The following is a 25,466-nucleotide window of genomic DNA, read 5'->3' as shown; positions in this document are numbered from 1 at the left end:
GAAAGGCTCATTATGAATAGACCTTCCCGTAGTAAATGTCCTCATTGTGGAGGAAGCTTTCCAATAAGAAATAGTCTTGAATTAAACCCAGTTCTCAGACGTGTTCATGCCCAATGTACAAACACCGAATGTGGCTTTACAGCACAGGGATTTTTTCAATGGGAGTTTGAGCTTTCTCCTTCTGGGTTGCCCAATCCTGAATTCAGTCTTCCTCCTTCGCCACACAGAATAAAAAGCGCACAGGTGAAATGTGTCTAAGAAGTTCGATATAGCCCAACAAAACCAACTTGATCAGGTCACAGTTACATTGCGAGATTTCAGCATTCCTTCTTTAAGTGAATGTGAAGATTGTGGGAATGATATTCCTATAGAGCGCCAACGTTATGGTGCTATCACGCTTTGTATCGAGTGTAAAAATAAACAAGAACAACTTGCAAAAAGGTACTTTTAAATGACAATTTTCTTAACGTTTTTCATTGTGCTTTTAGTGCTATCACTCATCATTTTATGGATGATTTTAGACTATCAATTCACTCGTTTAAGGCTTCTACCATCGCAGACGCTAAATAGTTTGGCAGCAGAAATAGTAGAACATAAATGTAAACGGTGATTACATGTGGATCTACCCAATACTGGTGGGCATGCTACTCGGAATAATAATTTGTATGTCATTATTCCTTTATTTGTTTTTATAATTTTAATTTTAGATTAGGTACTAATAGGTTGCGATATACGTTCCAGTTCAATCAGTTTTTGTGCATGTAGTCGTTTTAAAAACTTATTAAGTATCCAAGCTCCGATAACAACAATTACGATAGGTACAATAACATTAACAACTAAAACTATCGAAATTTTCTCTATAGGTGAGTAATCTGATTTATTCAAAATAATAAAATTACGTGCCCAAAACACATATAGCAATGATAAAAAAGATATAAAAATATAAATTACTAATCCAATATTCCTATATATATTAATACGCTCTTTTTGCTTTACACTTTCAAAGTCAATTGTTTTTAAATTTTTATTATATTTTAGATATTTACCACCATTCTTATACAAACCAAAAGCTCTTTTTTTATCCTTGTAACCTGTCATATATTCATAAAATTCATTATCTTGTATATTCAATCCATAATAATATTGTAAGTACAATTGCCTTTGCTCATATTTTAAATTACTTTTTACTGCTTCTGAAAGATCCGATTTATCACAAATAAGATCTATGTCTTGTATTTTATGTCGGATTCTTAGTCTTTTAAAACTAAGTATAAAAGACAAATGCTGTAATAAACCACTACTAGCAATCTCTTTGTACCAACCTGTAATAATAGTTATAGTTATGCCAATAAAACCTAAATAAGTAATAAAATGTTCTTTCATTATTTCCTCTAACTCATTACTAAGCATCTTAGTAATTAAATTCATCATACTTATATATTTTTATAAATCTATTTTACAGTTTTATTAAACTCACGCTCATATTCCTTAGCCTGAGATGGAGTGAAATTCTTATCCAATCTCATTATAAATAATCCTTTTTTATACATATACTGATTGAGCATAGGTACATTTAAAGTAATATTTTTAATATAGTTATAACGTCGATTTAAATCAGCAATATTTCTAAAACCTTCAATTGTTCCCCCTTTATATTCAGTTGGATCTAAATCATTAATTTCATCTTCATTCTTATCTGAGAAATCATGTGGATCTATACGTTTATCAGCCCAACTGATCTTAGATGTATATTGGTTAGGTCTACCGAGCTGTTTATTGGGGTCATCGCCCTCATCAAATACATATATTGCACCAACATTATCTGCAACAGCCATATCTAAAAAAATATCTTCTGATGACTTAGAAAAAACAGAGCTACTAAGCCCTAGACTCAAGACTAATAATAAATATTTCACGAAATACCCTCTCAAAAATTTTATAAAAAACTACCTAACCAAAAATAAAATAACGCTTAAGTTTTTAAGCTGCTTCCTTATCTGCCTTAGGTGTTTCTACCTTAGAAACTTCAACTTTCGGCGTCTCTGCCTTAGGCGATAAATCTTTCACAGCCTTTATAAAGTCTGTATTCGCTTTAATATTTTCATGCATTAAGTTCTCACCACCTGTATAACTTTCATGATGAATACCATTACCAAAGTACTTATATGCAAGGTCAAAATGAATCTTATCCTGCATTTCCTGAGGTAAATCTTTCATATACCGTGGTAATGCAATTAATTCTTTTGAAGTTCGGTAAGCATCATCAGCCAAACGACGGTTCATAAATGAACGCTTTAATAAAAATGCTAGCAGTGTTGTAGACAGAATAAGTAAAGAAAATTTTTGAATATAAAATTCTGTCGATAAGTTTCCATGAATTTTATTAGGAAAACTTATTTTAATTGAAAATATATTGATCTCAGGGAGATATATTGTTAAACCTAAAAAATATAAAAACAAGATTACAATTAAAGTATAAAAAGTTATTTCGTAACGACGTGCTAGAGATTTAAACCCAATAGCATCATTTTCATAAATTTTGTGTACATCTTTATGCTTATAATCCGCACTCAATAATGCAAGTTCTTTATATTGATCTTCAACTTTTTTAGTATTTTCCTTAAGTTTTAAAAATTCCTTATTACTTTCTTCAGTTACCTTTTTTCTTGTAACACTATCCATCTCTTCATTCAATACATTACTAATTTTATGAAGAACATCAAAAACATTAAGTAGAGGAATAATTTTTTTATCACTAGACCCCGAATTATTTATAAGATTATCTAATTCTAATATTCTCGGATACACACCTGAAAAAAAATCATTACAATCATTCTTATTAAGAGATATTTCATGTATGTCATTAATAATATCATTAAAATAATTTACGCAGACGTTTATTACATTCTGAAAATTCCTATCATCACTAGGGTTTAAATCATAATATCTAATAAATGAAACTTTAAGTTCTTTTAAGTGCTCTATTATTAGATTAACTTCCATTTGATTAATTTCCCCCACCACATAATTTTTATAAAGTATTGACGCGCACATAGTAACTAAGATACTCTAATTTCACCATAGCAAAATCTATGGTCAGGCGTGAGAACCTGAAATATTATATAGGCGTAAACAAGTCGCCCCTGCGGCTATTTTTTTACGTAAAATTCGGCTATGCCTTTTATGGCAGGCTGGATAGGGCAGCTTCGCGCTGGCCGTTTCCTATATAGCGGTATTCTCACCCCTGTTCAGTCTGTCACCATTATCGTGAGAAGTAATGGTGTCAGGTTTGCAACTTGATATATAGGAAAAGCCATGACTACATCTGCTTTAAAGCATTCACGCACTCAAAAAAATGTTCAAGTCATTGAACACACCCCGATCTATAATTTGGCAGCCTACGAACAGCGTCAAAAACAACGTAAGCACACACAAATCCGCTTTCAAACCCTAAAAGCTCTTTCTACCTTGTGCATATTTTGCATGACCTTCTCTATATTATTTTTAGGGGAATAATCATGACGACACCTGCACATATCGACCATGCTGTTTTTATTCAAAATCAACAAGTCAAAACCGACAGCCTAAAAGTTGCCGAAATTTTTAATAAACAACATAAAGATGTTTTACGTAAAATAGAAAGCCTTGATTGTTCACCTGAATTTACGTCAGCGCATTTTTGCGCCCACGCACAAACTATTCAGGCAGGTGCAGTTCAGCGAGAATCAAAATATTATGAAATGACCAAAGACGGTTTTATGTTTTTGGTCATGGGCTTTACGGGTGCAACAGCAGCCAAAATCAAAGAATCATACATCAACACGTTTAACCAAATGGCAGCCATGCTCTACAACGCAGAAGGCAACCATCAACACATCCATCTAGGCGCAACAGTACAACTCAAATCTGGCGGGCCAATCTATACCGTTTCTAAAATCATCTATGACCAAAACGGCTATATGCAAGATGCCGAAGTCATGTGGCACGACAAATCTAAATTAAATCGGGACATTCTTCCCATTGCCTGCCTATCACTGGAAAGCAAAAGCATTCTTCATCACAAAGGTTTAAATGACTTTTGGTTAAGCGTACACAACTACGGACTAGAAAAACTCAATCATAGTCGGCAGAGCGACATCATCGCCCTAAACATGACCCAAATTTACACCATTATTCAAGGGCTTCCCCCTAAACCTCTACTCTTTGCAGACCTCATGCAAAGCCAAAGCCCACACCCTGTATTTATGCAAAATAACCGACAAGTTTACAGCCTGCTACATGCCAAAAATGTGAAATGTTGGCTCTTTAAAAGTATATCCATACGCAATATTGAACACGCATAATTCAGTAAATACGAGCCAAATGGTCAAACTAAATTTTGGATAAATTGAGTTTTTTAAATAAGTCGAACGACATTGAATGTCGTTCCCGACTATATTTTTAAACAGATATTCAGCAAAATACACCCAAGATTAATGCAGGGGGAACAATGTACTCAACACTCGAAATTAACAGCCATAAGAAAATGACTGCAGAACAAATATTGGAAGAAATCGAATATCCACTAGAAAGTTTGGAACGCTTCTTACACTTAATGACCAAAATGCGATTAGATGGGAAAGTAGAAGAAAAAGAATTCACCTCGCTCATCAATACCATTCACTATCAGGTACTTCAGATTTCTAAGGCGGTAAACGTCAAATAGTTAAAAAAACCCGACTTAGGTCGGGTTTTGGTTTTTAGAATAATCATTAATTTTATTTACAAAATCCTTATTAAAAAACAAAGTAGTAGAGAGAAATTTATTAATAAATGGTATGTGATCATCAGCTAATTCGAATGAAAAAATACCACTATTCATTAAAAATTTCTGAGAGTAATCAGAAAATGATGCTATCCAAAGAATGGTTATCTGTTCGCCCACTTCCATTGAGTTTCGCACTAGATCTTTAAAATAGTCTTGATCTTTTAAACTCAATTTTTCATTTTCTATTAAATTAAATATCGACTCATAAATAAAAAAATAATTGTGAATCTTGTAATATCCTTTACCTTTCGTAATTTTAGCAATGCAATATTCAAAACTATTCTTTAACTCCTCCTTTTCAATTTTATCTATATTCTTCCATTTATTTTGTACTAATCTTTGAAATTCCTCTGCTATAAGGTTACTTATTTCACAAGCATCCAAAGTTTTATCTTTCGTAGACATTGAGATTTGATTAAATCTCTCACTTTTATAGTTCAGTAATGAGTGGAACATATTTGTAAAAGTAGCATGGCGCGATGCATTAATCTGATCAACTGAAAACTGTCTCATTTCAGCATTAGCTTTACGCTGAAGTATTGTTGAATAAATAACAAGAATTAAAGTTGCAGATGTAAATAAAGTATTTAAGCTTCCATAAATATCACTTATCGGACCATATGCAGCAAAAGTTTTTAAATCAACACCAATCCAGTCCATCCAAAACATAAATGCTTTAAATAAAAAAGGAAAAAATAACCAAACTAAAGCGACTAAAACTATAAGTAGACTGACTTGACGCTTGTTTTCAAATGAAAACTCCATTATTTCCTCTAATATTTATTAATTTTATTTAAATTGATTCGCATAAGTTTCAACTAACGATATTAAACCTTCACGCATTTCTGTACGTGTCTGACGGTATAGCTGTATCAGCTTTACTTCATCATCAGAAAGCTCACTGTTCTTCACTTCCTTAGTTCCCCAAAGAATGTAAGCAATATTAAAGCCATGGTCTTCAAGCAAGTCTAACTGGTCAGTATCCAAAGCAGCATTATGCTTTTCATAACGCACAACCGAATTCTTTTTAACATTCAATATTTCGGCCATTTCATCTTGTGTATTTATGCCCAAACGTCGACGTTCTTCCTTTAAACGCTCACCACGATTACATAAATCATCATTTTTCATACTTTTTCCGAATAAAACACTTGATTATCACTATAAATAGTACTAAATTACGGTTACTCAGATACTAAATACCTATTTATGGTGATTTTCGCATGAACAAGTTAAATGATCAAACAAAACAGCACCACACCGAACTCACACCAGTACGTTGGACTAAACAACAATCAGAAGCCTTAAGAAAAATTGCCTTCAATCATAAGAAAAAACCTGCTGTTTTTATTCGTGAATTCATGCTTGAAAACCTTCCCGAACTATCAGCCCAACCAACAGATGAGCGATTGTAATCAAAGACTTTTTTACATGCATGAAAAGCTACAAATTTCTCACAATCTCAAACAGTTATAATTTATCGTGTGGTTCTAAATGTCAGAGTTAAAACACCGCATCACCCAACGTCTTGAACAAATGTTCCAGTTCAAAGTTTGTGGTGACTGGTTCCGTGAAGGCGTATGCCCACAGTGCAGTAAAAAAGAACTTTATACCCATGCCACCAATCCACGAATCGTGAAATGTGGACGTTTAACCAAATGCGGTTATGAAGAACACGTCAAAGACATTTGTGAAGACTTATTCAAAGACTGGTCTGAATACCACCCACAAACACATGAAAACCCAAATGCAGCAGCAGATGCCTATTTATCTGAAGGTCGTGGTTTCAACCTTTCCAATCTCATTGGTCAGTACACCCAACAGAGCTATACAGACAAAGCCACAGGCGCTTCTAGTGCCACGGTCCGTTTCAAATTAGACAACGAAAACTATTGGGAACGTCTAATTGATCGCCCAGATCGCTTTGGCAATAAAAAAGCACGCTTCAATTTTGGTTTTAAAAATGCAGGGCAAGCATGGTCTATTCATGACTTAGACGAACTCTGCAAACTCGGTGAAAAAGGTCTTTCTATTTGGATCACAGAAGGCATATTCGATGCCATTGCACTCACAGAATCAGGTCAAAAAGCCATGTCTTGCCTGTCATGTGTCAACTACCCTGCCCAAATGCTCAAAGCCATTGCAGACCGTTGCCATGAACTCAAAATAGACAAACCACGTTTACGTTGGGCTTTTGACAATGACTCAGCAGGTAAAGGCTACACCGTTAAATGGCATGAACGCTCACGTGCAGAAGGTTGGTCATCTACCGCAGCACAGCCACCTGCAAACAACGGAAAGAAACTCGATTGGAACGACCTATTTCAGTGGGACAAACTCAATCCTGACCAATTCCCAAAATATAAACATTACGGTGAACTACTCATTGCAGAAACGGCAGAAGAAGCAGGTTTACTCATCTACAACTTTTATGAAAGCCGTCGTCATACCTTCTATTACAACCACAAGTTCCGCTTGTACTGGTGGGAATTAGACTACGACAAATTTAACAAGGCAGTTCAACATCTTGAAGACCGTAATATTGAAGCCTCTGAAAATGGTGGAACCATACTGACCGATAAAGAAATTCGGGAAAGTGCCCTTAAAAACTGTTCCGCAGCCAAAGAAATCTGTAATGCACAAATTGAACCGCTATATTTCCAACGCAATGAAATTACAGATGAATCTTGGTACTACTTCAAACTGCAAAGCCCATGGTCAGAAGCAAAAACCACTTTTACTGCCGAACAAATGTCGAGCCGTTCCAAATTTAAACCACGTGTTATGGGCGTCATGTCAGGCGCAATGTGGACGGGTACAGACAATCAACTCGAAACTTTTATAAAAAGATCGACCGAAAGATTACGTGAAGTCAAAACCATCGACTTTATCGGCTATAGCCGTGAATATGAAACCTATATCTTTGAAAAATATGCTGTGCATAAAGGGCAAATTATCCCCATTAATGAACATGACTTTTTTAAAGTAAAACGTAAGGAGATCAAAACTTTAGCAAACTCCCCTGCAATTACCATCAACCCAAAGCAAGAGTTTAATCCAAACTGGTGGAAAGACTTTTACCGTGTACGTGGTGCTAAAGGCATAATCGCATTGGCATGGTGGATGGGTTCATATTTCGCAGAACAAATCCGTGCGATGCACAGCTCATACCCTTTTATGGAAATCGTTGGTGAAGCTGGTGCGGGTAAATCACGCTTAATTGAACTCATGTGGAAACTTTCAGGTCGTAAAGACTACGAAGGCTTTGATGCAAACAAATCCACCAATGTTGCTGTGTATCGTAACTTTGCCCAAATTGCCAATTTACCAGTCGTTCTTATCGAAGGTGACCGTAACGATGTAAACGGTAATACTGTTCAAAAGTCTAAATTCTCTTGGGATGAACTCAAGGACGCTTTCAACGGTCGTGCTATTCGCTCAAAAGGTCTAAAAACTGCGGGAAATGAAACCTATGAACCACCTTTCCGAGGTGCCATCCTAATTTCACAGAACACTGCAATTCAAGCCTCAGAAGCCATTTTAACCCGTACATTGCATCTATATTTCGACCGTAAAGGACAGACATTAGAAACAAAACGTATTGTCGATAACCTAGATCGTATGGAATTAGAAGATGCTTGTACGTTCATGGCGCATTGTCTACGCCATGAAAAAGAGATTCTAGAAACATACAGCCAAAACTTACAAACCATAGAAGCTGAATATCACCATATTGGCATCACCCATACCCGTATTGCACTTTGTCATGCACAAGTAGCGTCATTGGTACATGCACTGGCAAAGCATGTCTTACCTATCGACTTAGAAGATGTATGCGAAGCAGAAACAATGCTTCAAGTCATGGCACGTGACCGAGTCGACCAACTCAATGGCGACCATCCAGACGTAGAAAAATTCTGGGACGTTTACGAATACCTTCAAGGCAACCGTTCACCAGACTTTGGGCTAAATCACCACAAAGAAGATGCACAAACCGTGGCAATTAACTTAAACGAAGTCTACAAAGTTGCAGCACGTAACTACCAACAATTACCCGAAATCAATGACATGAAAAAACTACTGCGTACCAGCCGCAAATACAAATTCATCGAAAGTAATAAACAGGTTTATAGCGACCGCTTCCCTGCCGATGACGTTGCAGGCATTACCAAAAGTCGTGAAACCACAGGAAAACCAAGCCGAAATGTAAAGTGCTGGCTTTTTACCAATCCAAATTTAGGGGCAAAAAAATAATGAAAATACTAAACAGCAAAGCACAAATGACTGAATATTTTTTAAAAATCGAGGTGAAAACACATGCCTGAATTTATTGTGACCATTGAAGCAGACTCTGCTCCACAAATTGTATTGGGTCAAATTGTCTTTGGCGGTACTGTGACTGCGCTAAAACTGGAAAAGCGTAAATTAGTATCCGTTGCGGAATTAGTCGCAAAGTACAGCTTGTCAGATGAAACCATCAGAACCAAATGTATCTCTATCAATCAAGGTAGTAATGGCAAACATCTCTATGATCCTGATGCTGCCGATGCATTACTCAAAAACTCGAAAGTCCGGAGAGGTGCAAAACGTAAAAACTAATAAAAGCCCGCGCTATGCGGGCATATTTTTATCTATTAAAGGCTTCCACTAAATCATCTGCATTCGGGTTGTAATAAGTATTCACCAAGACATCTATTTTCTTATGGCCAGTAATTTTAGCCAGGACTTCAACTGGCAGTTTACGTACACGTACCATTCTGGTAATTGCTTCATGCCGAGTATCATGAAAATGTAAATTTAGTAGCCCAACCGAAGCTTTGCGTTTTTCCCACATCAACCTAAAAGCATTTTCAGATTGCGGTATGACTTTACGACCACTATGTTTTATCAATTTTAAAAGCTCTTTGGCTTCTGCAGAAAGCGGTACGTTCCGCGGATCTCCATTTTTAGTTTTGGGTAAATGCACATACCCATCAAAAATGTCTTTCTTTTCCATTGCTAATATTTCACCACGTCTCATTGCAGTTTCAATTGCAAACAAAAATCCCCAAGCGACATAGTGCTGCGATAATACTGGTTCACTTCCCATTTCATAATTTAATACATTCAGCATTAATTCAATTTCAGATGCATGAATACGACGCGCACGAGCCTTAGGCTTTTTGGGCTTTGTCATTTGCATCCATACATTTTCATTTAAAAGAAAAAGCTCTTTTTGAGCATAAGTGAACATAGCACTGTAATGTGATATTTCTTTGAGTACAGTATTTTCACCCACTTCATTTAATCGTTTATTACGCCAATGTGTTAAATCCTTGGGAGTAATGTCATAAATAGATTTTTGAGCCAAAGCACCAAACTTATTTTCAAAGTTATTGTATTGCCCTTTAATCCAAGAACGAGACGATTTAGATTTATTAAACTGGCCAACATCTGTGTAGTATTTATTATTCAAATCTCTAAATGAAAACTTGGGTTTTAAATCACCATCTTCAATTTTTGTTTGAGCTTTCAATTCTAGTAATTTAAGTGCAGCCCATTGTTCACATTCTTTTGCAGTATCACGTGTGCAGTAGTAACGTTTATTCTGATATGAAAGAGCAATCGCATAGCTATTACCTCTTTTTCTTGCTATTGGTAGTTTCATTTTTGACGCATTCTTGACGCAGATAACTGAGAAATATTGCCATTTTTCACCAATTTAACCAAGTCTGACAAAAAATAAAATGCGACAAACAAGCAAAAAAAAGACCTATAAGCATCTGATAAGCTTATAAGTCTTTGATTTATATCTGGTAGGTATAAGCAGACTCGAACTGCTGACCTCTACGATGTCAACGTAGCGCTCTAACCAACTGAGCTATACACCTATAATCTAGAACGGATGATATTCATTTTTTATTATTCTGACAAGTTTTTTTAAGCACTTTTAACTCAGTCGAACACTCTTTAAGCAACCGATCTAAAAAAGATATCAAATTGCTATTTTTCTGTTCTAAATACAGAATTTTTTGAAATACCGCATTGGCTTGTTCAAACACATCCGTGTGATCCGAAAAGGCAGATAAACGTAGCATCCATTGTTGAAAAGTCTCACTTTGCAGTTTTCTGTGTTCTGTATTTAATGACTTAGAAAAAGCATCAATCACTTTATCTAGTGCCGATCTATTTCGAGAACTGCTCCAGTGATTTACCACAAAGTAAATCGTGCCAAGAACGACCATGCAAAATATGAGTATGAATGCATAACGATAGCTTGAATTTAAGCCTAATTTTTCCAACCATCTATCTTGCTTTGTTGCATCATATCCCACAACTTTACTTTGCCATTGATAACTCGCGTAATCACTCCAAATATTAAAACTTTTCAATATTGAATATTGTGGATAACGCCATGTACTCCCTTCACCAGCTAAGACCAATCGTTGCTCCGATATATAGTCTTGCATACCTCGATCAATACGTTGCGGTGCAATTATAAAAGTTGGATCATAACGTTGCCATTTGCCTTGTAGATAAACTTCAGTCCACGCATGCGCATCTAACTGACGGACTTCCCAGCTTTTTCCATCTGGAGCAAGTTGCCCACCTTGATACCCCACCACAACTCTAGCTGGAATCCCAACATAACGCATCAGCATGGTAAAACTAGATGCATAATGTTCACAAAACCCCTGTTTCGATTGAAATAAAAATGTATCAATGCGATTTTGACCTAATTTTCCCGGAGCCAAGGTATAACTAAAATGATTCTGCCGATACCACTGCATAATGTTCTGTATATATACAGCAGGATTTTGATGACTGCGCTTAAATATATCTAATGCAAATTGCTGCGCTTGCGGATCACTGGACTGAATAAAATTTAAATTATTATCTTGCTCTAATTCAGATAAATGTTCCAAATCATCAATTCGAGAACCTAACCACTGTAATTTAATCGGTTGCGTTCGTTGCATCATTTGAGTTGGTGTAATTGCTCCATCTTGATGTAATTGAAAATTTTCTTGAGTAGGGATCGAACGTTCCAAAGCCATGATCCATTGTATACGGTCATCAGCAGCAAGATATTGATAATCCCAAACCCACTTAGGTTTTACAATATTCTCAATTTCTTGAACGCGTTGATTATCTACACGACTGGTCCATGTCGTACCATCATATTGATCTAACACCATTGCCCGCCAATATAATTCTTGTCGTGGAGGTAATTGTTGCATATCCCCCAAAATGCGAAAGGCCAAAGCTGTAGACTGTGAAAGCTCAGCAATTTCGCCTGGTGACATTCGATCACTCATTCCCGTAACACCTTGTGAGTTCGCAATTGGGAGTTGCCAAAGCGGTGGTATTCTGGGAAAAAATACGAATAAAAGGACGAAAAAAGGGAGTGCTAAAGTAATCACTTTGCATATATGTTGCATATCAGTTTTCAATAATTGAAAACCGCTTAGGTTTTGTTCAAATTGTGCTGTCTGAATTCGATATAAGCCCATCAAGCAACTCATTAAACAACAAAAAACCAGCAATGCCATCCAAATCGATTGACTATATAAAAATAAACCTGCACTCACAAATAATGCAAAATTGAACAAAATAATTAAATCACGCTTATTTTTGGTTTCTAACGCTTTGGCATATAAAAAAGTCGCCAGTACAGCCATCCCAGCATCAACGCCAAGGAAGGTTTTATAATTTAAATATATGATCCCTAATGCAAAAATTACAAAGAATACTTTAAACAACTTTAAAATAAGCGTTTTAATTTGAATGGTCGCAATCGGATATCGATCTTTTACAATCAAACTCAAAAGCATGCCTAAAAACATCAGACTTAATGTAATAGGAATGAATGCTAATTGTGCAACAAGTATAAGGCTCAGCGTTACAATCATCACAATTTGAATAGATCGATTCATGTCTTTAAGCCCGTGCAAGCAGTAGCTGAGCTTGTAAATATTGTTGTTCACCAGAGCCTTGTGCAAGTTCAATCTGTGGTAATCGTACACAGTATGGTATTTGCTGTTGCTCACATTGATCGACTAAGCCCATCATTAAACTGAGTTTTTCCTCATGTTCATTACTCGGCATCTGTATATAGTCAATATTCAAGGTTTCTGTATCTACTTGATCTTCAAATTGTTTAACATACATGCCCTGACCTCGTGCAACTTGCTTCCAGGATACTGCTTGCAGAGAATCACCTGCCCTAAAATTACGTAATTCACGAAATTCATCTAAATCAGGTATCCCCGAACTTGCGCTAATATGAAATTCGCGATCCAATATTTTTGGCTGTGGAGCTATCCAGATCTCTTTTTGAATATAAAAATAAGTCCACGCACGAACTAAGCCAAGTGGATAAGTCGAATACATTTGAATTCGTGGAAGCCGATACAAACCACGCTGTTCCACAACAAAATGCAACTGGATACTTTGTTGCCTTTCATTTAAAAGTACTTGTTGTAATTGATCTGCATATTTAATATATATATATTTAGGTGTTTTCGTACTTTGTTTTAGAATAAATTTAATACTCAGAGCCTCATTGACCTGTCCAACTTCTGGGCTCAGAATTTCAATATTTAAGGCATGTAATTGCTTAAACGTCAGATAAAAGCTAATACACAATATGGCACTAATGAGAAAGCAAAATCCTAAAATCAGATTGTTAGCATAATTCACACCTGCAATAAAGGTGATCAAAATCAGAACCACATATAAAAAACCTTGTTGATAGATAAAAACCAACACATCATTTTGTTTAAGTTGTTTAGGTGTTTGATATTGAAAACGCTGATTTAGCCACTGTTGAACTTTACCCTGTACCGCCATATTACAAACACCCCTTAGCCTCTGACTGAAACTCTTTGCATCAAATTACATGCTTCTGTTTCACCTAAACCAAGGCGATGTGCAGTCACCGCAACGAAGACAGCCTGAATATCATCAGCAATGACATAATTCCGCTTTTCAACCAATGCATGAGCTTGCGCCGCTTGTTTTAATGCTAAAACACCACGTGTAGATAAACCGTGCCGCTCTTTACGCGTTTCTTCTGTTAAATCGAGAATATAATCTAAAGCAACATCATTGACTGAAATATGCTTAACCCTTTCTTGAAGTTTTAAAATTTCCATCTGGGAAAATACGGCGCTCAATGACTGAATAAGTGTATGGCGCGAACTTTGTTGTAATAATATTTTTTCAGCAGAACGAGAGGGATAACCTAAAGATAGACGCATTAAAAAGCGATCCAATTGAGACTCAGGTAAAGCATACGTTCCACTTTGAAAGAGTGGATTTTGTGTTGCAACTACCCAAAAAGGCTTAGGCAATTCATAACGAGTACCATCTACCGTCACAAAACCCTCTTCCATTGCTTCTAATAAAGCACTTTGAGTTTTTGGACTACAACGATTAATTTCATCAGCAAGCAAAATTTGGGTGAAAATCGGCCCATGCTTAAATTCAAATTGATGCTCTTTCTGATTAAACATATTGATGCCAATCACATCACTGGCCAACATATCATTGGTGAATTGAATACGTTGAAAATCTAAACCAGTTAAATGCGATAAACTACTTGCTAAAGTCGTTTTGCCGAGTCCCGGTAAATCTTCAAAAAGAACATGCCCACCTGCTAAAAGACCACATAAGGCAAGCTTGGTTTGCTGATTTTTATCTAAGATAATTTGATTGATTTGATTGAGAAATTCATCAATTTTAGGATAAAAAGGCATCAGCTCATTTTCAGCAATGAATTCAATTGATTCCAATTTTTTTATTTTTGTTGAACCCCAAATCACCTTTTTGTCCTCAATCAAAATCAAATAGATGATTAACATACACTGTTTTTTATTTTTCCCCAAAAGATCAAATCTATAATTCTAAAATTCACAAATAGGATGCATAAGATGAACGGTAATTTTAATTGAGCAACTCAAACATACTTGTAAACCATCTACCCTAAAATCAATAAAATAAAAAACGGTATATAAATACCGTTTTTTATGAATTTATGACCTTAACAAGGACATTTTTTTAAACCACCACTAGCAGAAGGATAACGCGCATCTACACAATAACGATGGAAAGTTTTTTCATCCATTGCTTCTAAATCAGGATGATTCTTTTTCATATGCTCCACATAGGTGGCATAATCAGGAACACCCACCATTAAACGAAAACTCTGTTGCAAACGCTGCCATAAAGTTGCAATACGTGACCAATTCTTCGGAGAAAAAATTAACTCTTTCTGCGACATAATAGTCATTTTGATGATTTTAAAAATCACCGTTTTACCATCTTTTGCAAATTTAAGATTCATCTTCACCACCTCATATTCAGTGTGATTTTGTAACTGCAATTTGGTCAGGGTCAGCATATACCGCAGGTGATTCATTCACTGTAGGCACTGGACTTGCTAACGCACGACGAATCACACCAATTGCAGCAATTAGCATTATGATAGCAACAATCATAAAAAATGCGCATAACGCAGCATTAATTTGATTAGAAAATACAATCGTCTGCATTTCTTCAAGTGTTTTAGCAGGTTTTAAAATCTCACCTCTTGCAATCGCATCAGAGAATTTATTGGCTTGTGCCAAGAATCCAATTTTTGGATTTGCATGAAATATTTTTTGCCAACCCGCCGTCATACACGTAATAAATAAGAAAATGGTAGGAATAATGGTCACCCAAACATATTTTTCTTTCTTCATTTTAAATAAAATGACTGTACCCAATATCAATGCCATTGCAGCTAGCATTTGGTTACCAATACCAAAGAGTGGCCATAAGCTGTTGATACCACCCAATGGATCAACCACGCCTTGGTAAACAAAGAAACCCCATCCAGCCACAGCAACTGCTGTACCAACCATATTTCCGATAAAATTATGTGAGTTTTTCAATGCAGGAATGACAATACCCACTGTATCTTGCACCATAAAACGACATGCACGTGTACCCGCATCGACAGCCGTTAAAATAAATAAGGCTTCAAATAGAATCGCAAAGTGATACCAAAATGCCATCATCGAACGATTATTAAAAATATCAGTAATAATGTGTGCCATACCAATAGCAAAAGTAGGTGCACCACCTGTACGTGATAAAATCGTATTTTCACCGACTTCTTTTGCCAATAAAGCTAACGTTTCTGGTGTAACCACAAAACCTAAATTACGGACAGCTTCTGCTGCACTTTCAACAGTTGTCCCTAACACCGCTGCCGGTGCATTAATTGCAAAATACACCCCTGGTTCCAGTACTGTTGCACAAATCATTGCCATAATTGCAACGAAAGACTCCATCAACATACCACCATAACCAATCACACGAATATTCGCTTCGTTATCAATCAGTTTAGGTGTTGTTCCAGAAGCCACTAAAGCATGGAAACCTGAAATTGCACCACAGGCAATGGTAATGAATAGGAATGGGAACATCGAACCGGCGAATACAGGACCAGTACCATCCACAAAATGCGTAACCGCTGGCATTTTAAGCATTGGCATTGCAATCATAATACCAACCGCAAGCCCTGCAATCACACCAATCTTTAAAAAGGTCGATAGGTAATCACGCGGTGCTAAAAGCAACCAAACCGGTAAAACTGAAGCAACAAAACCATAAATGATGAGACACCACGTTAATTGTGTCCCGGTTAAAGTAAAGAAAGGTCCCCAATATGCATGTTGTGCAACATCACCACCGTAGATAATCGCGGCCATCATCAAAACAAATCCGATGATTGAAACCTCAGCAATTTTTCCCGGTCTGATATAACGCATATAGATGCCCATAAACAATGCAATCGGTATTGTTGCTGCAATACTAAATACACCCCATGGGCTGTTGGTTAAGGCCTTCACAACCACCAATGCTAAAACGGCAAGAATAATAATCATGACGCCCAAAGCACCAAGCATCACAATTATACCTGCGAATGAACCCAATTCTTGCTTGGCCATTTCACCTAAGGAACGCCCATCACGCCGGGTTGAAATAAATAAAACCAGAAAATCTTGTACTGCGCCGGCAAATACCACACCGATTAACAACCACAAAGTTCCGGGTAAATACCCCATCTGCGCAGCTAGAATAGGTCCAACTAATGGCCCAGCACCAGCAATGGCGGCAAAGTGATGCCCAAACAATACATATTTATTGGTCGGTACATAATCCAAACCATCTGCCAAACGATGTGCAGGTGTTAACCGACGGGAATTGAGTTCAAAAACTTTATTAGCGATAAATAAACTATAAAATCGATAAGCAATGCTATATACACAAATTGCGGCCAAAACTAACCATACCGCATTAACGTGCTCACCTCTGCTGACCGCAAGTATCCCAAATGACACTGCACCAATCACAGCCACGATAGCCCACATCAGTTTGGACATGGCTGTAGGCTTACTCTGAATACTTTCCATTAATACCTCACATTTTGATTATAAAAGTCGTTCCTTGTGACGCGTTCATTTCATATGTTTGTGTATATTTTTCACTAATGACTTTACTCCTGATTTTTTTGTTTTAATCTAAGACTTTGGCATAAAATTTGAGCTAAATATGTGCAATTAATACGACGATGTAATGACATACTTTGTTATAAAACCACATTCATTTTATCTATTTTAAATATCCTTATTTATTCTCCCTTGCTATTCTAATTTTTGACTAAATTTGAGATATAAAAAAGGGGTGATTTTTCATCACCCCCTCGATAATAGTCTATTTTAAAACTATTATGCACGCTCTAAATAATCACCTGTACGTGTATCTACACGAACACTTTCTTCTTGTTGAACAAATAAAGGAACACGTACTACAGCGCCTGTTTCAAGTTTAGCGGGTTTACCACCACCACCTGAAGTATCACCACGAACACCTGGATCAGTTTCAACAATTTTCAATACCACGAAATTTGGTGGATTTACAGTTAATGGAACACCATTAAACAGCATTACTGTACATTTTTCATTTGAATCATCTTTTAACCATTTTGCAGCATCGCCCATTGCTGTTTTATCAGCAGCGATTTGCTCGAAGCTTACTGGATCCATAAAGTTCCATAGTTCGCCATCGTTATAAAGATATTCCATCTCTACTTCAACAATATCCGCACCTTCAAGTGATTCATTCGATTTGAAGGTTTTTTCTAAAACTTTACCAGTTTTCAGATTACGTAGTTTTACGCGGTTAAATGCCTGACCTTTACCTGGTTTTACATATTCATTTTCCATAATTGAACATGGGTTGCCATCAAGCATTACTTTAAGGCCTTGCTTAAAGTCATTTGTAGAATAATTGGCCATGCAGGCTCGCTCCAAAACTTACTAACTTCATCTATTCATGCAGTAGGACTATCGGCAATTCATTCAATTTTTCGACAGTGACCCTTCTTGACGATTCAAGGCACGTATTTTACATTTTTAGTATTCTAAATGAGCAATACATACCGAAGCAACGAAAAAATATCCCTGTCCTATCAGATTGCGGGTAAAATCCACGATTGGTTAATATATAAAATTGATCTAGATGTATCATTGTCAAATTTATATATCAATATAAAAAGTTCTTCATATCTTTTATCGATCGAAGATCTTCATACTGGTAACACAAGTTTACGCCGCAATACTGAAAATAGATGAATTATCTATAGACCTTTAACTACCTTATTTTAACACGTGTCATGATAAACTATTTATATCAAGAGAAAAACTGGCAATCTCAACTCAGTGACCTAATTACTGACCCATTAGAGCTGCTTGAAATACTACAACTCTCCCCAGAGCAACTCTTATCCGGAGCAATTCTAGCTTCAGAACAATTTAAATTACGAGTACCACGGGCTTTTGTTGCCAGAATGCAAAAATCCAATCCTTTCGATCCACTTTTATTACAAGTTTTACCCCATCATTTAGAACTGGAAGAACATGCAGGTTTTGTCACAGATCCGCTAGGTGAAGAAGCAGCCAATCAACTTCCTGGTGTTTTACATAAATATAAATCACGTTTTCTACTCACTTTAACGGGTGCTTGTGCAGTTCACTGCCGTTATTGTTTCAGGCGTCACTTTCCGTATCAAGAAAATTTACCTAAAAATGAAGATTGGCTAAACATCAAAAATTATTTAGAAAATAATCCAGATATTAATGAAGTGATTTTAAGCGGCGGAGATCCTCTTACTTTATCGAATCGAAAACTTGCACTTTGGTTAGAACGTCTAGCATCTCTCAAACAAATCAAAATCTTGAGAATTCATTCACGTGTTCCTGTGGTAATACCAAATCGAATCGATGAAGAACTAGTTTCTTTATTGAAAAACAGTAGGCTACGTGTAATTCTAGTGATACACTCAAACCATCCTGACGAACTGGATGACGTTACTTGTGCTCAATTAACTCACTTAGCTCAGCAAAATATTTTAATTTTGAATCAGGCTGTTTTATTAAAAGGTGTCAATGATTCTGCTCAAACTCTGATTGATTTAAGCCATCGACTGTTTGATGCTCAGATTATGCCGTATTACCTTCATGTTTTAGATAAAGTTAAAGGTGCTCAGCATTTTGATTTAGAATCTGATCAAATTAATCAGCTATACAATGAGGTGTTGGCCAGCTTACCAGGCTATTTAGTTCCTAAACTGGTCAGAGAAATTGCGGGAGAAAAAAATAAAACACCGCTTTATGGAGTTTCAACTTTTTAGGTATTAACAATGATAAATAAAGAGATTTCGGAAATTTTTAATTCTTCTACGGTTCTGAAACGAGATCAACTCAGTTTCACTGATACAACTGTCCCGGCGATGACGGAATGGGCTTCCAATCTGTCTATCATGCAGCTAGGTGACACTTCAGAATCTGTGCTTAAAGCAGTTTATGAATTGGCTGAATTACAATGTAGCGAAACTTTGCGTTTTGATTTAATTCAAGTTCTACACCCGATTATTGAAAATGTACTCATGAGTTTAGAAAAACATTTTTTAAATCAAGGTCTTTTCCATTCAGATCGACATGAGCAAATTATTGAACTAACTACTCGCTTACGCACCTATTTTAGCAACATCTATATTGATATTGTACGTCGTAGTAATCAACAACTGCTGACGCAAAAATTTTCTTTGTTAAAGTTCACTCAAAAACGAAATTTAAAAACTGCACGTACGCTCGCAACACATTATGCGCTCGAACAATTAGGGCTCTTACTCGTACAACAGCAAATGCTCTATAGCATCCCACTTTCCAATCAATGGTTAACAACACATTACTTATATGATCTTGCCGAAAAAAATCAAGAACACTTAATTAACATTAATCAGTTGCAAGGTATTCATCAAAATATCAATACGATACAACAAGGTTATGCACAAGTTTTACTATTAGAAATTTTTAATACCCATCAGATTCGACCTTCAGAAATTCAAGCCCTGTATCAATGTAGCTTCGACTGGTCAAAACTCATTCAAGTCTTACCTCAAGAAAACACCTTATCTCGTTATATTGTCGATAACAGTAAAGATCATCCTCCCGTCTATAATCGTAAACAGCATGATAGCTTTCAGGCCAATTTATATATTTCTACACAAAACTTATTGGAACATATTAATTCAACGACACATAAAGACACTGAATACTTATCTAAGAATGAAAAAATTCATCTTTCTACCGCATTAAAGTTTTATGCACAAAATGTCTTAGGCACCACCAGTGAACGTCAACATGAACGTTATGAACATTCAGCACAATTGCAAATTTGTTTTGGTTTATTAAGTGCGCATTTTCACTTATCGAAAGCCAAAAATTTCCATGAAACTTTATTATTAAATAATCACTATGGCATGCAATCTGAATCCAATGTTCAGTCCAACATGACCCGCTCTACAGATACCTCTACATTTAAAAGTATTAAGGTTCTGGATCGAGAAGCAAAGCACATTTATCAGACCCAAGTTTTAGATATTAGTATTAATGGTTACCGAATTCGTTGGGCCAATGAAGCACCTAAAAGCTTACGTACAGGTGAGTTTATTCTTGTCAATGAAAACCCTCAGAACAAATGGAAAGGCGCCATTATTCGTTGGATCAAACAATCAGTCAATAAAACCTATGAAGTTGGTATTGAAGTTTTAGCACAAGATATTTTTCCTTGTTCTGTCAAGGTTCCAGCTGATCGTTCTACCATGAACTATCATCCTTGCTTATTATTAAAAAATCAGCATTTAGATGAGATTAAAAATTCGATAATTTTACCCAATATTCCATTTTTTAAAGAACAGCAAGCTGTTTATCTCCGTTTAGCCGATCAAGAGATCAAAATATACTTAAATAAAACGCTTTTAATCACACAAAGCTTTATTCAGTTTGATTTTGAGTTACTCAATGATGAGCAACAAATTTTAATTGATCAATATATTCATCAACAATCTTCTGATTTAAATAATCAAGATGTATGGGACGCATTAAAGTGAGAAATTTATTATTATCTAAAAAATTAAAACGTTCAGAAACTCGTTTGCTCATCATAGATGATAACCAGATTCGCTATAATGAAATTTTAGAATTATTTCAAAATAAAGATCATCTCGTGCATGCAACACTATTAGACGATCTACATAGTTTTGAAAAACAATTAAATATCAGTTGGGATATTGTGATTTTTGGTCGAGCTTATGATCTAAAAATCGAACAAACGATTACCTTAATCCAAGCTTCTTCTCAAATTAATATCCCTGTACTATTACTCAAACCCGATGATTATCAAACAGAACAATATCCAAGCTATATCCATAAAGGCATCTACGATGTTGTCAATTTAGATTACCCAGAACGGTTTTACATTGGTCTTATACGCGCACTTTCTTATAGCCGAACCTTACAAGGCCAACGTCATTTACTCAATGAACTAGAAAATGCCAAAAACCAAGCACAAGCCTTGGTACAAGAGCGACATAAAGCGGTTGCTCTACTTCAAGAAGGCATCCACATAGAAGCGAATGATGAATATTTAAAACTTTTTGGCTTAACATCTCAAGACGAATTAATCGGTTTACCTATTTTAGATATTCTTCAACCTAAAAACTTACCTGATTTTAAAAATCGTTTTAAAAAAGTATCTCAAGGACAATTTGAACTCGCACGCTTTGAAATCGATACGTTTAATCACCATGCACAAAGCGAGAATCCTTTAAAGATTGAATTCCTACCCGCGTCTGAAGATGATGCGATCCAAATTACCATTGAAACTCAATCTGCAGTACCTGCCAATACATCTCAAGCTGAATCAAATAATTCGAACAATAAAAATTCAATTTTTCAGCAAATTAGTCGTACCCTACTCAATCAACCAGCGAAAGCAAATGCACTGATTTTATTCCGCTTAGCTTCAATTCCTGATCCAGTTTTAAATGCCAGCTGGAATACATCAAAAGACTACTTTAATCAAATTGCTGGGTTTATTAAAGAACAAACCAACAGCACTGTGTTCAAAGTAGATACCGCTCTCTTTGCAATATTAGTACAAGCTGAATCTGCACATATTTTAGAATCTAGACTTTCTGGTTTACTGGCACTTGAAAAACCACAACTGATTTCAATCGGCGATTTAACCTACCCATTGCAATTAAAGCTGGGATTTAGTCCGATTACTTTAAGCACCTTCAATGAATCTGGTTTTGAAAAAGTACTCGCAACCGCTTATAACACCGCATTACCAAAACGTGAATCTGAATCTGATTTACAGCTTGCAGCAACATTGCAAGATACCAAGATCGATTTAGTTCCAAATGAGATATCTACTCCTCACCTTGAATTGATTGATCCTGAAGTTTCCACACCAAATCCAACGGTAACAGCAGTCGATATAGTTCAAGCTACCGCCCAGACACCTCTTTCTGAGCCGACTACCCCACATACTATTTTAGAAATGGAGCCTACACAGCAGCGCTCTCCACTCTTAGCCACGATCCAAAAAAATCTAGAAAAAGGCGATATTCACCTTAAATATCAACAGCTGTATGATAAGCAAGATAGCAGTTTATACACCTATGAAGTCACCAGTGGATTGATCTATGAAAATCAATGGAAAAAGCTAAGTAGCCTGATTGAATTAGATGAAGATGTTGAACTTTCAATTAAATTAGATCGTTGGATCTTGGTCGAAGCATGCAAACAATTGCATAACTTTATCACCCAATATCCTGAAGCCAAATTGATTGTAAACTTAAATCGCCATATTTTATTTAATGATAAACAGTTCCCTGAACTAGTGGCAAAACTGATTACGATTGTGGGTAGCAAATTATCACATCCATTAATTCTACAATTTGATGAAGAAGATATTGCAAAAAATATTGTTGAGTCTCAAAAACAAATTGCTGTATTACGTGATCATGGTGCAGAAATTTCAATCCGTAATTTTGGCACATCTATTTCTAGTGAAGCCATCTTGAAACAAATTGATGTTTCACTACTGACTTTAGATGAAAAATATACGCAGATGTTAAATAACGATTCTACAATGCAAAAATTACAAGAATTGATAGAAAGCTATCTTGTGATTAAACCGGTTGAATTATTATTACAGAATCTGAATGACATGAATGCATTTGCGAATGCATGGAATGTGGATGTTCGCTACTTACAAGGTGAATATTTCCAGAAAAAACTCGATCATTTAACCGATGTACAAGATCAATGATCTTGTACTATTTTCAATAGTATTAATTTTAGATATAAAAAAACGGGCAAATGCCCGTTTTTTTCTTTTGCAAGATTAGTCGCGTTTGATAGAACGTGACATACCAGCAAAACGTTGTTTGAACTTGTCGATACGACCGCCAGTGTCCACATTCTTTTGTTTACCAGTATAGAATGGGTGGCAAGCTGAACATACATCTAGGTAAATAGTTTCTTTACCAAGTGCTGAACGAGTTTCGATTACATTACCACATGAACAAGTAGCAACTAGTTTTTCGTATTTTGGGTGAATATCGGCGCGCATGGTCGATTCTCCTAAGTTAAGAAAGGCTTATGCTGTCATCGCAATTGATCACTCTCATTATTAGAGGAACAGCTTATCCAAAGAAAAGCGAGATCAACACCATAACAGACCATTCTTTTGGCCCACCGAGACGGATACCGTCAGAGCTAAGCACAACAAGTGGGCGTAATTATAACTGAAATAGGTTTATTAATAAATAGATCATCCTAAGCTTAAAGCGTTCTTCTTCTGCATCGCATTTTCTATAGAGTGACTGTATTGCATTCCTACAGCACCTTGACATTCAATTTGATCTACATTATTGAATCGATCAATAAGTGCAGGATAATATTTTCAGTATCAACTTCTTGGATTGATGTCGACATGATATCCAGCAGTTCTTGTTTGAAAACACTATCAACTTGTTGATTAATCTCTGTTTTTTTAAAAAGATTAATCCCATTATATTTTACATTTTTTGCAACATTGACCAACTTTACTTTCTCAATTTTGAATAAGCCTCTCCCAATTCCCTCTCGCATTGTCACTGATCCTCCCTACAAAAACTTAATATTGGTTTTAGCAACAACAGCCGCACTTTTTCAAAATACAGATATATAAAAAACTCAAGCATAAAGACTTGAGTCTTTTACTTTAAATTATTCATCTGTATGCTGTTTCGACCAATAATTCGCAATAATTCCGCAGACCATGAGCTGAATTTGATGGAAGATCATAATCGGCAGAACAATCATTCCAATCGGCTGCCCAATAAATAGAATTTGTGCCATTGGCACACCACTGGCCAAGGTTTTTTTCGAACCACAAAAGAATATTGCAATTTGATCTGCACGATTAAAACCAAACCAACGTGGAATATATAAAGCTAGCAGCATAATGATGGTCAATAAAAGCGAACACGCTATAGTTAAGTAGCATAATATTGTCCAACTGACTTGATGCCATAGGCCCGCAACTACAGCCGCACTAAATGCACCATAGACCACCATTAGAATAGTCCCTTGGTCAAATGCTTTCACAATACTCGGTGCTTTCTGCATATATGAAAATATAATCGGTCGTAATAACTGCCCAGCGATAAAAGGAACAAGCAGTAATAAAGTAATTTCTATAATGGAAGATGTCGGATCATAGCCATGTTGAGATTGCCCAAATATAAATACACTCACTAAAATAGGTGTAATAAACATACCGATTAAATTTGAAAATGACGCACTACATACCGCAGCGGCAACACTCCCTTTTGCCACAGAAGTAAATGCAATTGAAGACTGAACTGTAGAGGGTAAGAAGCACATAAATAGAAAACCCCAATACAATTGCTGTCCCAATAATGGCAACAAAAGAGGTTTCGCCAGTAAGCCTAATATAGGGAACAAAGCAAAAGTAAATGCGAATACTACAGCGTGCAATTTCCAGTGTAATATGCCTTGAATAATCGCTTCACGGGATAATTTAGCACCATGTAAAAAAAACAATATCGCAATGGCTATATTGGTTACAACACCAAAGCCATTCGCAGCTTGGCCATGTACAGGGATAAAAATTGCTAACATCACCATTACAATCAATAAAATCGTAAACCGATCTAAAGCCAATAACTTCAACATTTTCATTAACAACATCCTGTTTTATTGCTATAAAA

The 25,466-nt window shown here is 36.0% G+C and carries 26 protein-coding genes, 1 tRNA gene and 1 pseudogene; 12 read left to right on the top strand and 16 right to left on the bottom strand.

Features of this window, described 5'->3' with window-relative positions:
* Positions 1-12: 12 nt before the first annotated feature.
* From B9T28_RS06870 to B9T28_RS15005, 3 genes and pseudogenes are all read left to right on the top strand, one after another.
* The gene (locus tag B9T28_RS06870) at positions 13-258 is read left to right on the top strand and encodes an ogr/Delta-like zinc finger family protein (RefSeq protein WP_086203257.1); all 246 of its coding nucleotides are present in this window, start codon (positions 13-15) and stop codon (positions 256-258) included.
* Positions 251-451 carry a TraR/DksA C4-type zinc finger protein gene (locus B9T28_RS06865; protein ID WP_086203256.1) on the top strand — a complete coding sequence of 67 codons (201 nt, stop codon included), beginning with the start codon at positions 251-253 and terminating at the stop codon, positions 449-451. The genes B9T28_RS06870 and B9T28_RS06865 overlap by 8 nt, the downstream gene beginning before the upstream one ends.
* Positions 452-695: pseudogene (locus B9T28_RS15005) on the top strand (hypothetical protein). It abuts the gene before it with no gap.
* A 13-nt stretch (positions 696-708) separates the two neighbouring features.
* Here B9T28_RS15005 and B9T28_RS06855 read toward each other — a convergent pair.
* The 3 genes from B9T28_RS06855 to B9T28_RS06845 all read right to left on the bottom strand — a co-directional run bounded on the left by B9T28_RS06855 (position 709) and on the right by B9T28_RS06845 (position 3,003).
* Positions 709-1,383: a hypothetical protein gene (locus tag B9T28_RS06855; protein ID WP_143222602.1), complete on the bottom strand. Its 675-nt coding sequence runs from the start codon at positions 1,381-1,383 to the stop codon at positions 709-711.
* 68 nt (positions 1,384-1,451) lie between these two features.
* Positions 1,452-1,916: a hypothetical protein gene (locus tag B9T28_RS06850; RefSeq protein ID WP_086203254.1), complete on the bottom strand. Its 465-nt coding sequence runs from the start codon at positions 1,914-1,916 to the stop codon at positions 1,452-1,454.
* A 64-nt stretch (positions 1,917-1,980) separates the two neighbouring features.
* Entirely contained in the window at positions 1,981-3,003 is a 1,023-nt protein-coding gene (locus B9T28_RS06845; RefSeq protein ID WP_143222601.1) for a hypothetical protein, read from the bottom strand.
* Positions 3,004-3,315: 312 nt separating this feature from the next.
* Between B9T28_RS06845 and B9T28_RS06840 the strand changes: the two genes are divergently transcribed.
* The 3 genes from B9T28_RS06840 (at position 3,316) to B9T28_RS06830 (ending at position 4,705) form a co-directional block, all read left to right on the top strand.
* Positions 3,316-3,516, top strand: a complete 201-nt coding sequence (locus B9T28_RS06840; protein ID WP_086203252.1) for a hypothetical protein — start codon at positions 3,316-3,318, stop codon at positions 3,514-3,516.
* Between the two features lie 2 nt (positions 3,517-3,518).
* On the top strand, positions 3,519-4,343 hold the full coding sequence (locus tag B9T28_RS06835) for a Rha family transcriptional regulator (RefSeq protein ID WP_086203251.1): 825 nt from the start codon (positions 3,519-3,521) through the stop codon (positions 4,341-4,343).
* Positions 4,344-4,489: 146 nt separating this feature from the next.
* The gene (locus tag B9T28_RS06830) at positions 4,490-4,705 is read left to right on the top strand and encodes a hypothetical protein (RefSeq protein WP_086203250.1); all 216 of its coding nucleotides are present in this window, start codon (positions 4,490-4,492) and stop codon (positions 4,703-4,705) included.
* A gap of 15 nt (positions 4,706-4,720) precedes the next feature.
* On the opposite strand, the gene B9T28_RS06825 is transcribed toward B9T28_RS06830, so the two are convergent.
* Together B9T28_RS06825 and B9T28_RS06820 are read right to left on the bottom strand one after the other, a co-directional pair.
* Positions 4,721-5,572 (bottom strand): hypothetical protein, encoded by an 852-nt coding sequence (locus B9T28_RS06825; protein ID WP_086203249.1) that lies wholly within the window; start codon positions 5,570-5,572, stop codon positions 4,721-4,723.
* 24 nt (positions 5,573-5,596) lie between these two features.
* Positions 5,597-5,938, bottom strand: a complete 342-nt coding sequence (locus tag B9T28_RS06820; protein ID WP_086203248.1) for a helix-turn-helix domain-containing protein — start codon at positions 5,936-5,938, stop codon at positions 5,597-5,599.
* Positions 5,939-6,030: 92 nt separating this feature from the next.
* On the opposite strand from B9T28_RS06820, the gene B9T28_RS06815 reads away from it, so the two are divergent.
* The 3 genes from B9T28_RS06815 to B9T28_RS06805 all read left to right on the top strand — a co-directional run bounded on the left by B9T28_RS06815 (position 6,031) and on the right by B9T28_RS06805 (position 9,406).
* The gene (locus B9T28_RS06815; protein WP_086203247.1) at positions 6,031-6,222 is read left to right on the top strand and encodes a hypothetical protein; all 192 of its coding nucleotides are present in this window, start codon (positions 6,031-6,033) and stop codon (positions 6,220-6,222) included.
* Positions 6,223-6,301: 79 nt separating this feature from the next.
* Positions 6,302-9,061: a toprim domain-containing protein gene (locus B9T28_RS06810; RefSeq protein ID WP_086203246.1), complete on the top strand. Its 2,760-nt coding sequence runs from the start codon at positions 6,302-6,304 to the stop codon at positions 9,059-9,061.
* A gap of 63 nt (positions 9,062-9,124) precedes the next feature.
* Positions 9,125-9,406: a DNA-binding protein gene (locus B9T28_RS06805; protein WP_086203245.1), complete on the top strand. Its 282-nt coding sequence runs from the start codon at positions 9,125-9,127 to the stop codon at positions 9,404-9,406.
* A 28-nt stretch (positions 9,407-9,434) separates the two neighbouring features.
* Here B9T28_RS06805 and B9T28_RS06800 read toward each other — a convergent pair whose 3' ends face one another.
* The 8 genes from B9T28_RS06800 to efp form a co-directional block, all read right to left on the bottom strand.
* Positions 9,435-10,454, bottom strand: coding sequence for a tyrosine-type recombinase/integrase (locus B9T28_RS06800; protein ID WP_086203244.1), 1,020 nt, complete (start codon positions 10,452-10,454; stop codon positions 9,435-9,437).
* A 146-nt stretch (positions 10,455-10,600) separates the two neighbouring features.
* Positions 10,601-10,677: transfer RNA gene (locus B9T28_RS06795), tRNA-Val, on the bottom strand.
* A 21-nt stretch (positions 10,678-10,698) separates the two neighbouring features.
* The gene (locus B9T28_RS06790; RefSeq protein ID WP_086203243.1) at positions 10,699-12,723 is read right to left on the bottom strand and encodes a transglutaminase TgpA family protein; all 2,025 of its coding nucleotides are present in this window, start codon (positions 12,721-12,723) and stop codon (positions 10,699-10,701) included.
* Positions 12,724-12,727: 4 nt separating this feature from the next.
* The gene (locus tag B9T28_RS06785; protein ID WP_086203242.1) at positions 12,728-13,639 is read right to left on the bottom strand and encodes a DUF58 domain-containing protein; all 912 of its coding nucleotides are present in this window, start codon (positions 13,637-13,639) and stop codon (positions 12,728-12,730) included.
* A 14-nt stretch (positions 13,640-13,653) separates the two neighbouring features.
* Positions 13,654-14,613, bottom strand: coding sequence for an AAA family ATPase (locus B9T28_RS06780; RefSeq protein WP_252053537.1), 960 nt, complete (start codon positions 14,611-14,613; stop codon positions 13,654-13,656).
* Positions 14,614-14,831: 218 nt separating this feature from the next.
* Positions 14,832-15,134, bottom strand: a complete 303-nt coding sequence (locus B9T28_RS06775; protein ID WP_086203240.1) for a YbdD/YjiX family protein — start codon at positions 15,132-15,134, stop codon at positions 14,832-14,834.
* Positions 15,135-15,150: 16 nt separating this feature from the next.
* Positions 15,151-17,250 (bottom strand): carbon starvation CstA family protein, encoded by a 2,100-nt coding sequence (locus tag B9T28_RS06770; RefSeq protein WP_086203239.1) that lies wholly within the window; start codon positions 17,248-17,250, stop codon positions 15,151-15,153.
* 315 nt (positions 17,251-17,565) lie between these two features.
* On the bottom strand, positions 17,566-18,135 hold the full coding sequence (gene efp, locus B9T28_RS06765) for an elongation factor P (protein ID WP_086203238.1): 570 nt from the start codon (positions 18,133-18,135) through the stop codon (positions 17,566-17,568).
* 377 nt (positions 18,136-18,512) lie between these two features.
* On the opposite strand from efp, the gene epmB reads away from it, so the two are divergent.
* From epmB to B9T28_RS06750, 3 genes are read left to right on the top strand one after another with little or no spacing between them, the layout of a single operon-like run.
* Positions 18,513-19,529: an EF-P beta-lysylation protein EpmB gene (gene epmB / locus B9T28_RS06760; protein ID WP_086203237.1), complete on the top strand. Its 1,017-nt coding sequence runs from the start codon at positions 18,513-18,515 to the stop codon at positions 19,527-19,529.
* 9 nt (positions 19,530-19,538) lie between these two features.
* Entirely contained in the window at positions 19,539-21,290 is a 1,752-nt protein-coding gene (locus B9T28_RS06755; RefSeq protein ID WP_086203236.1) for a cyclic-di-GMP receptor FimW-related protein, read from the top strand.
* A complete protein-coding gene (locus B9T28_RS06750) occupies positions 21,272-23,518 on the top strand; it encodes an EAL domain-containing protein (protein ID WP_086203235.1) in 2,247 nt (748 codons plus the stop codon). Before B9T28_RS06755 ends, B9T28_RS06750 begins: the two co-directional genes overlap by 19 nt.
* A gap of 75 nt (positions 23,519-23,593) precedes the next feature.
* On the opposite strand, the gene rpmE is transcribed toward B9T28_RS06750, so the two are convergent.
* From rpmE to B9T28_RS06735, 3 genes are all read right to left on the bottom strand, one after another.
* Entirely contained in the window at positions 23,594-23,821 is a 228-nt protein-coding gene (rpmE, locus tag B9T28_RS06745) for a 50S ribosomal protein L31 (protein ID WP_086203234.1), read from the bottom strand.
* A 293-nt stretch (positions 23,822-24,114) separates the two neighbouring features.
* On the bottom strand, positions 24,115-24,342 hold the full coding sequence (locus B9T28_RS06740; protein ID WP_086203233.1) for a hypothetical protein: 228 nt from the start codon (positions 24,340-24,342) through the stop codon (positions 24,115-24,117).
* 117 nt (positions 24,343-24,459) lie between these two features.
* Entirely contained in the window at positions 24,460-25,437 is a 978-nt protein-coding gene (locus tag B9T28_RS06735) for a bile acid:sodium symporter family protein (protein ID WP_086203232.1), read from the bottom strand.
* Between the last annotated feature and the right edge of the window lie 29 nt (positions 25,438-25,466).

Origin of the sequence: Acinetobacter silvestris, assembly GCF_002135235.1 — a bacterium.
Taxonomy (GTDB): Bacteria; Pseudomonadota; Gammaproteobacteria; order Pseudomonadales; family Moraxellaceae; genus Acinetobacter; species Acinetobacter silvestris.
This window is presented reverse-complemented; position numbering and strand designations above follow the sequence as displayed.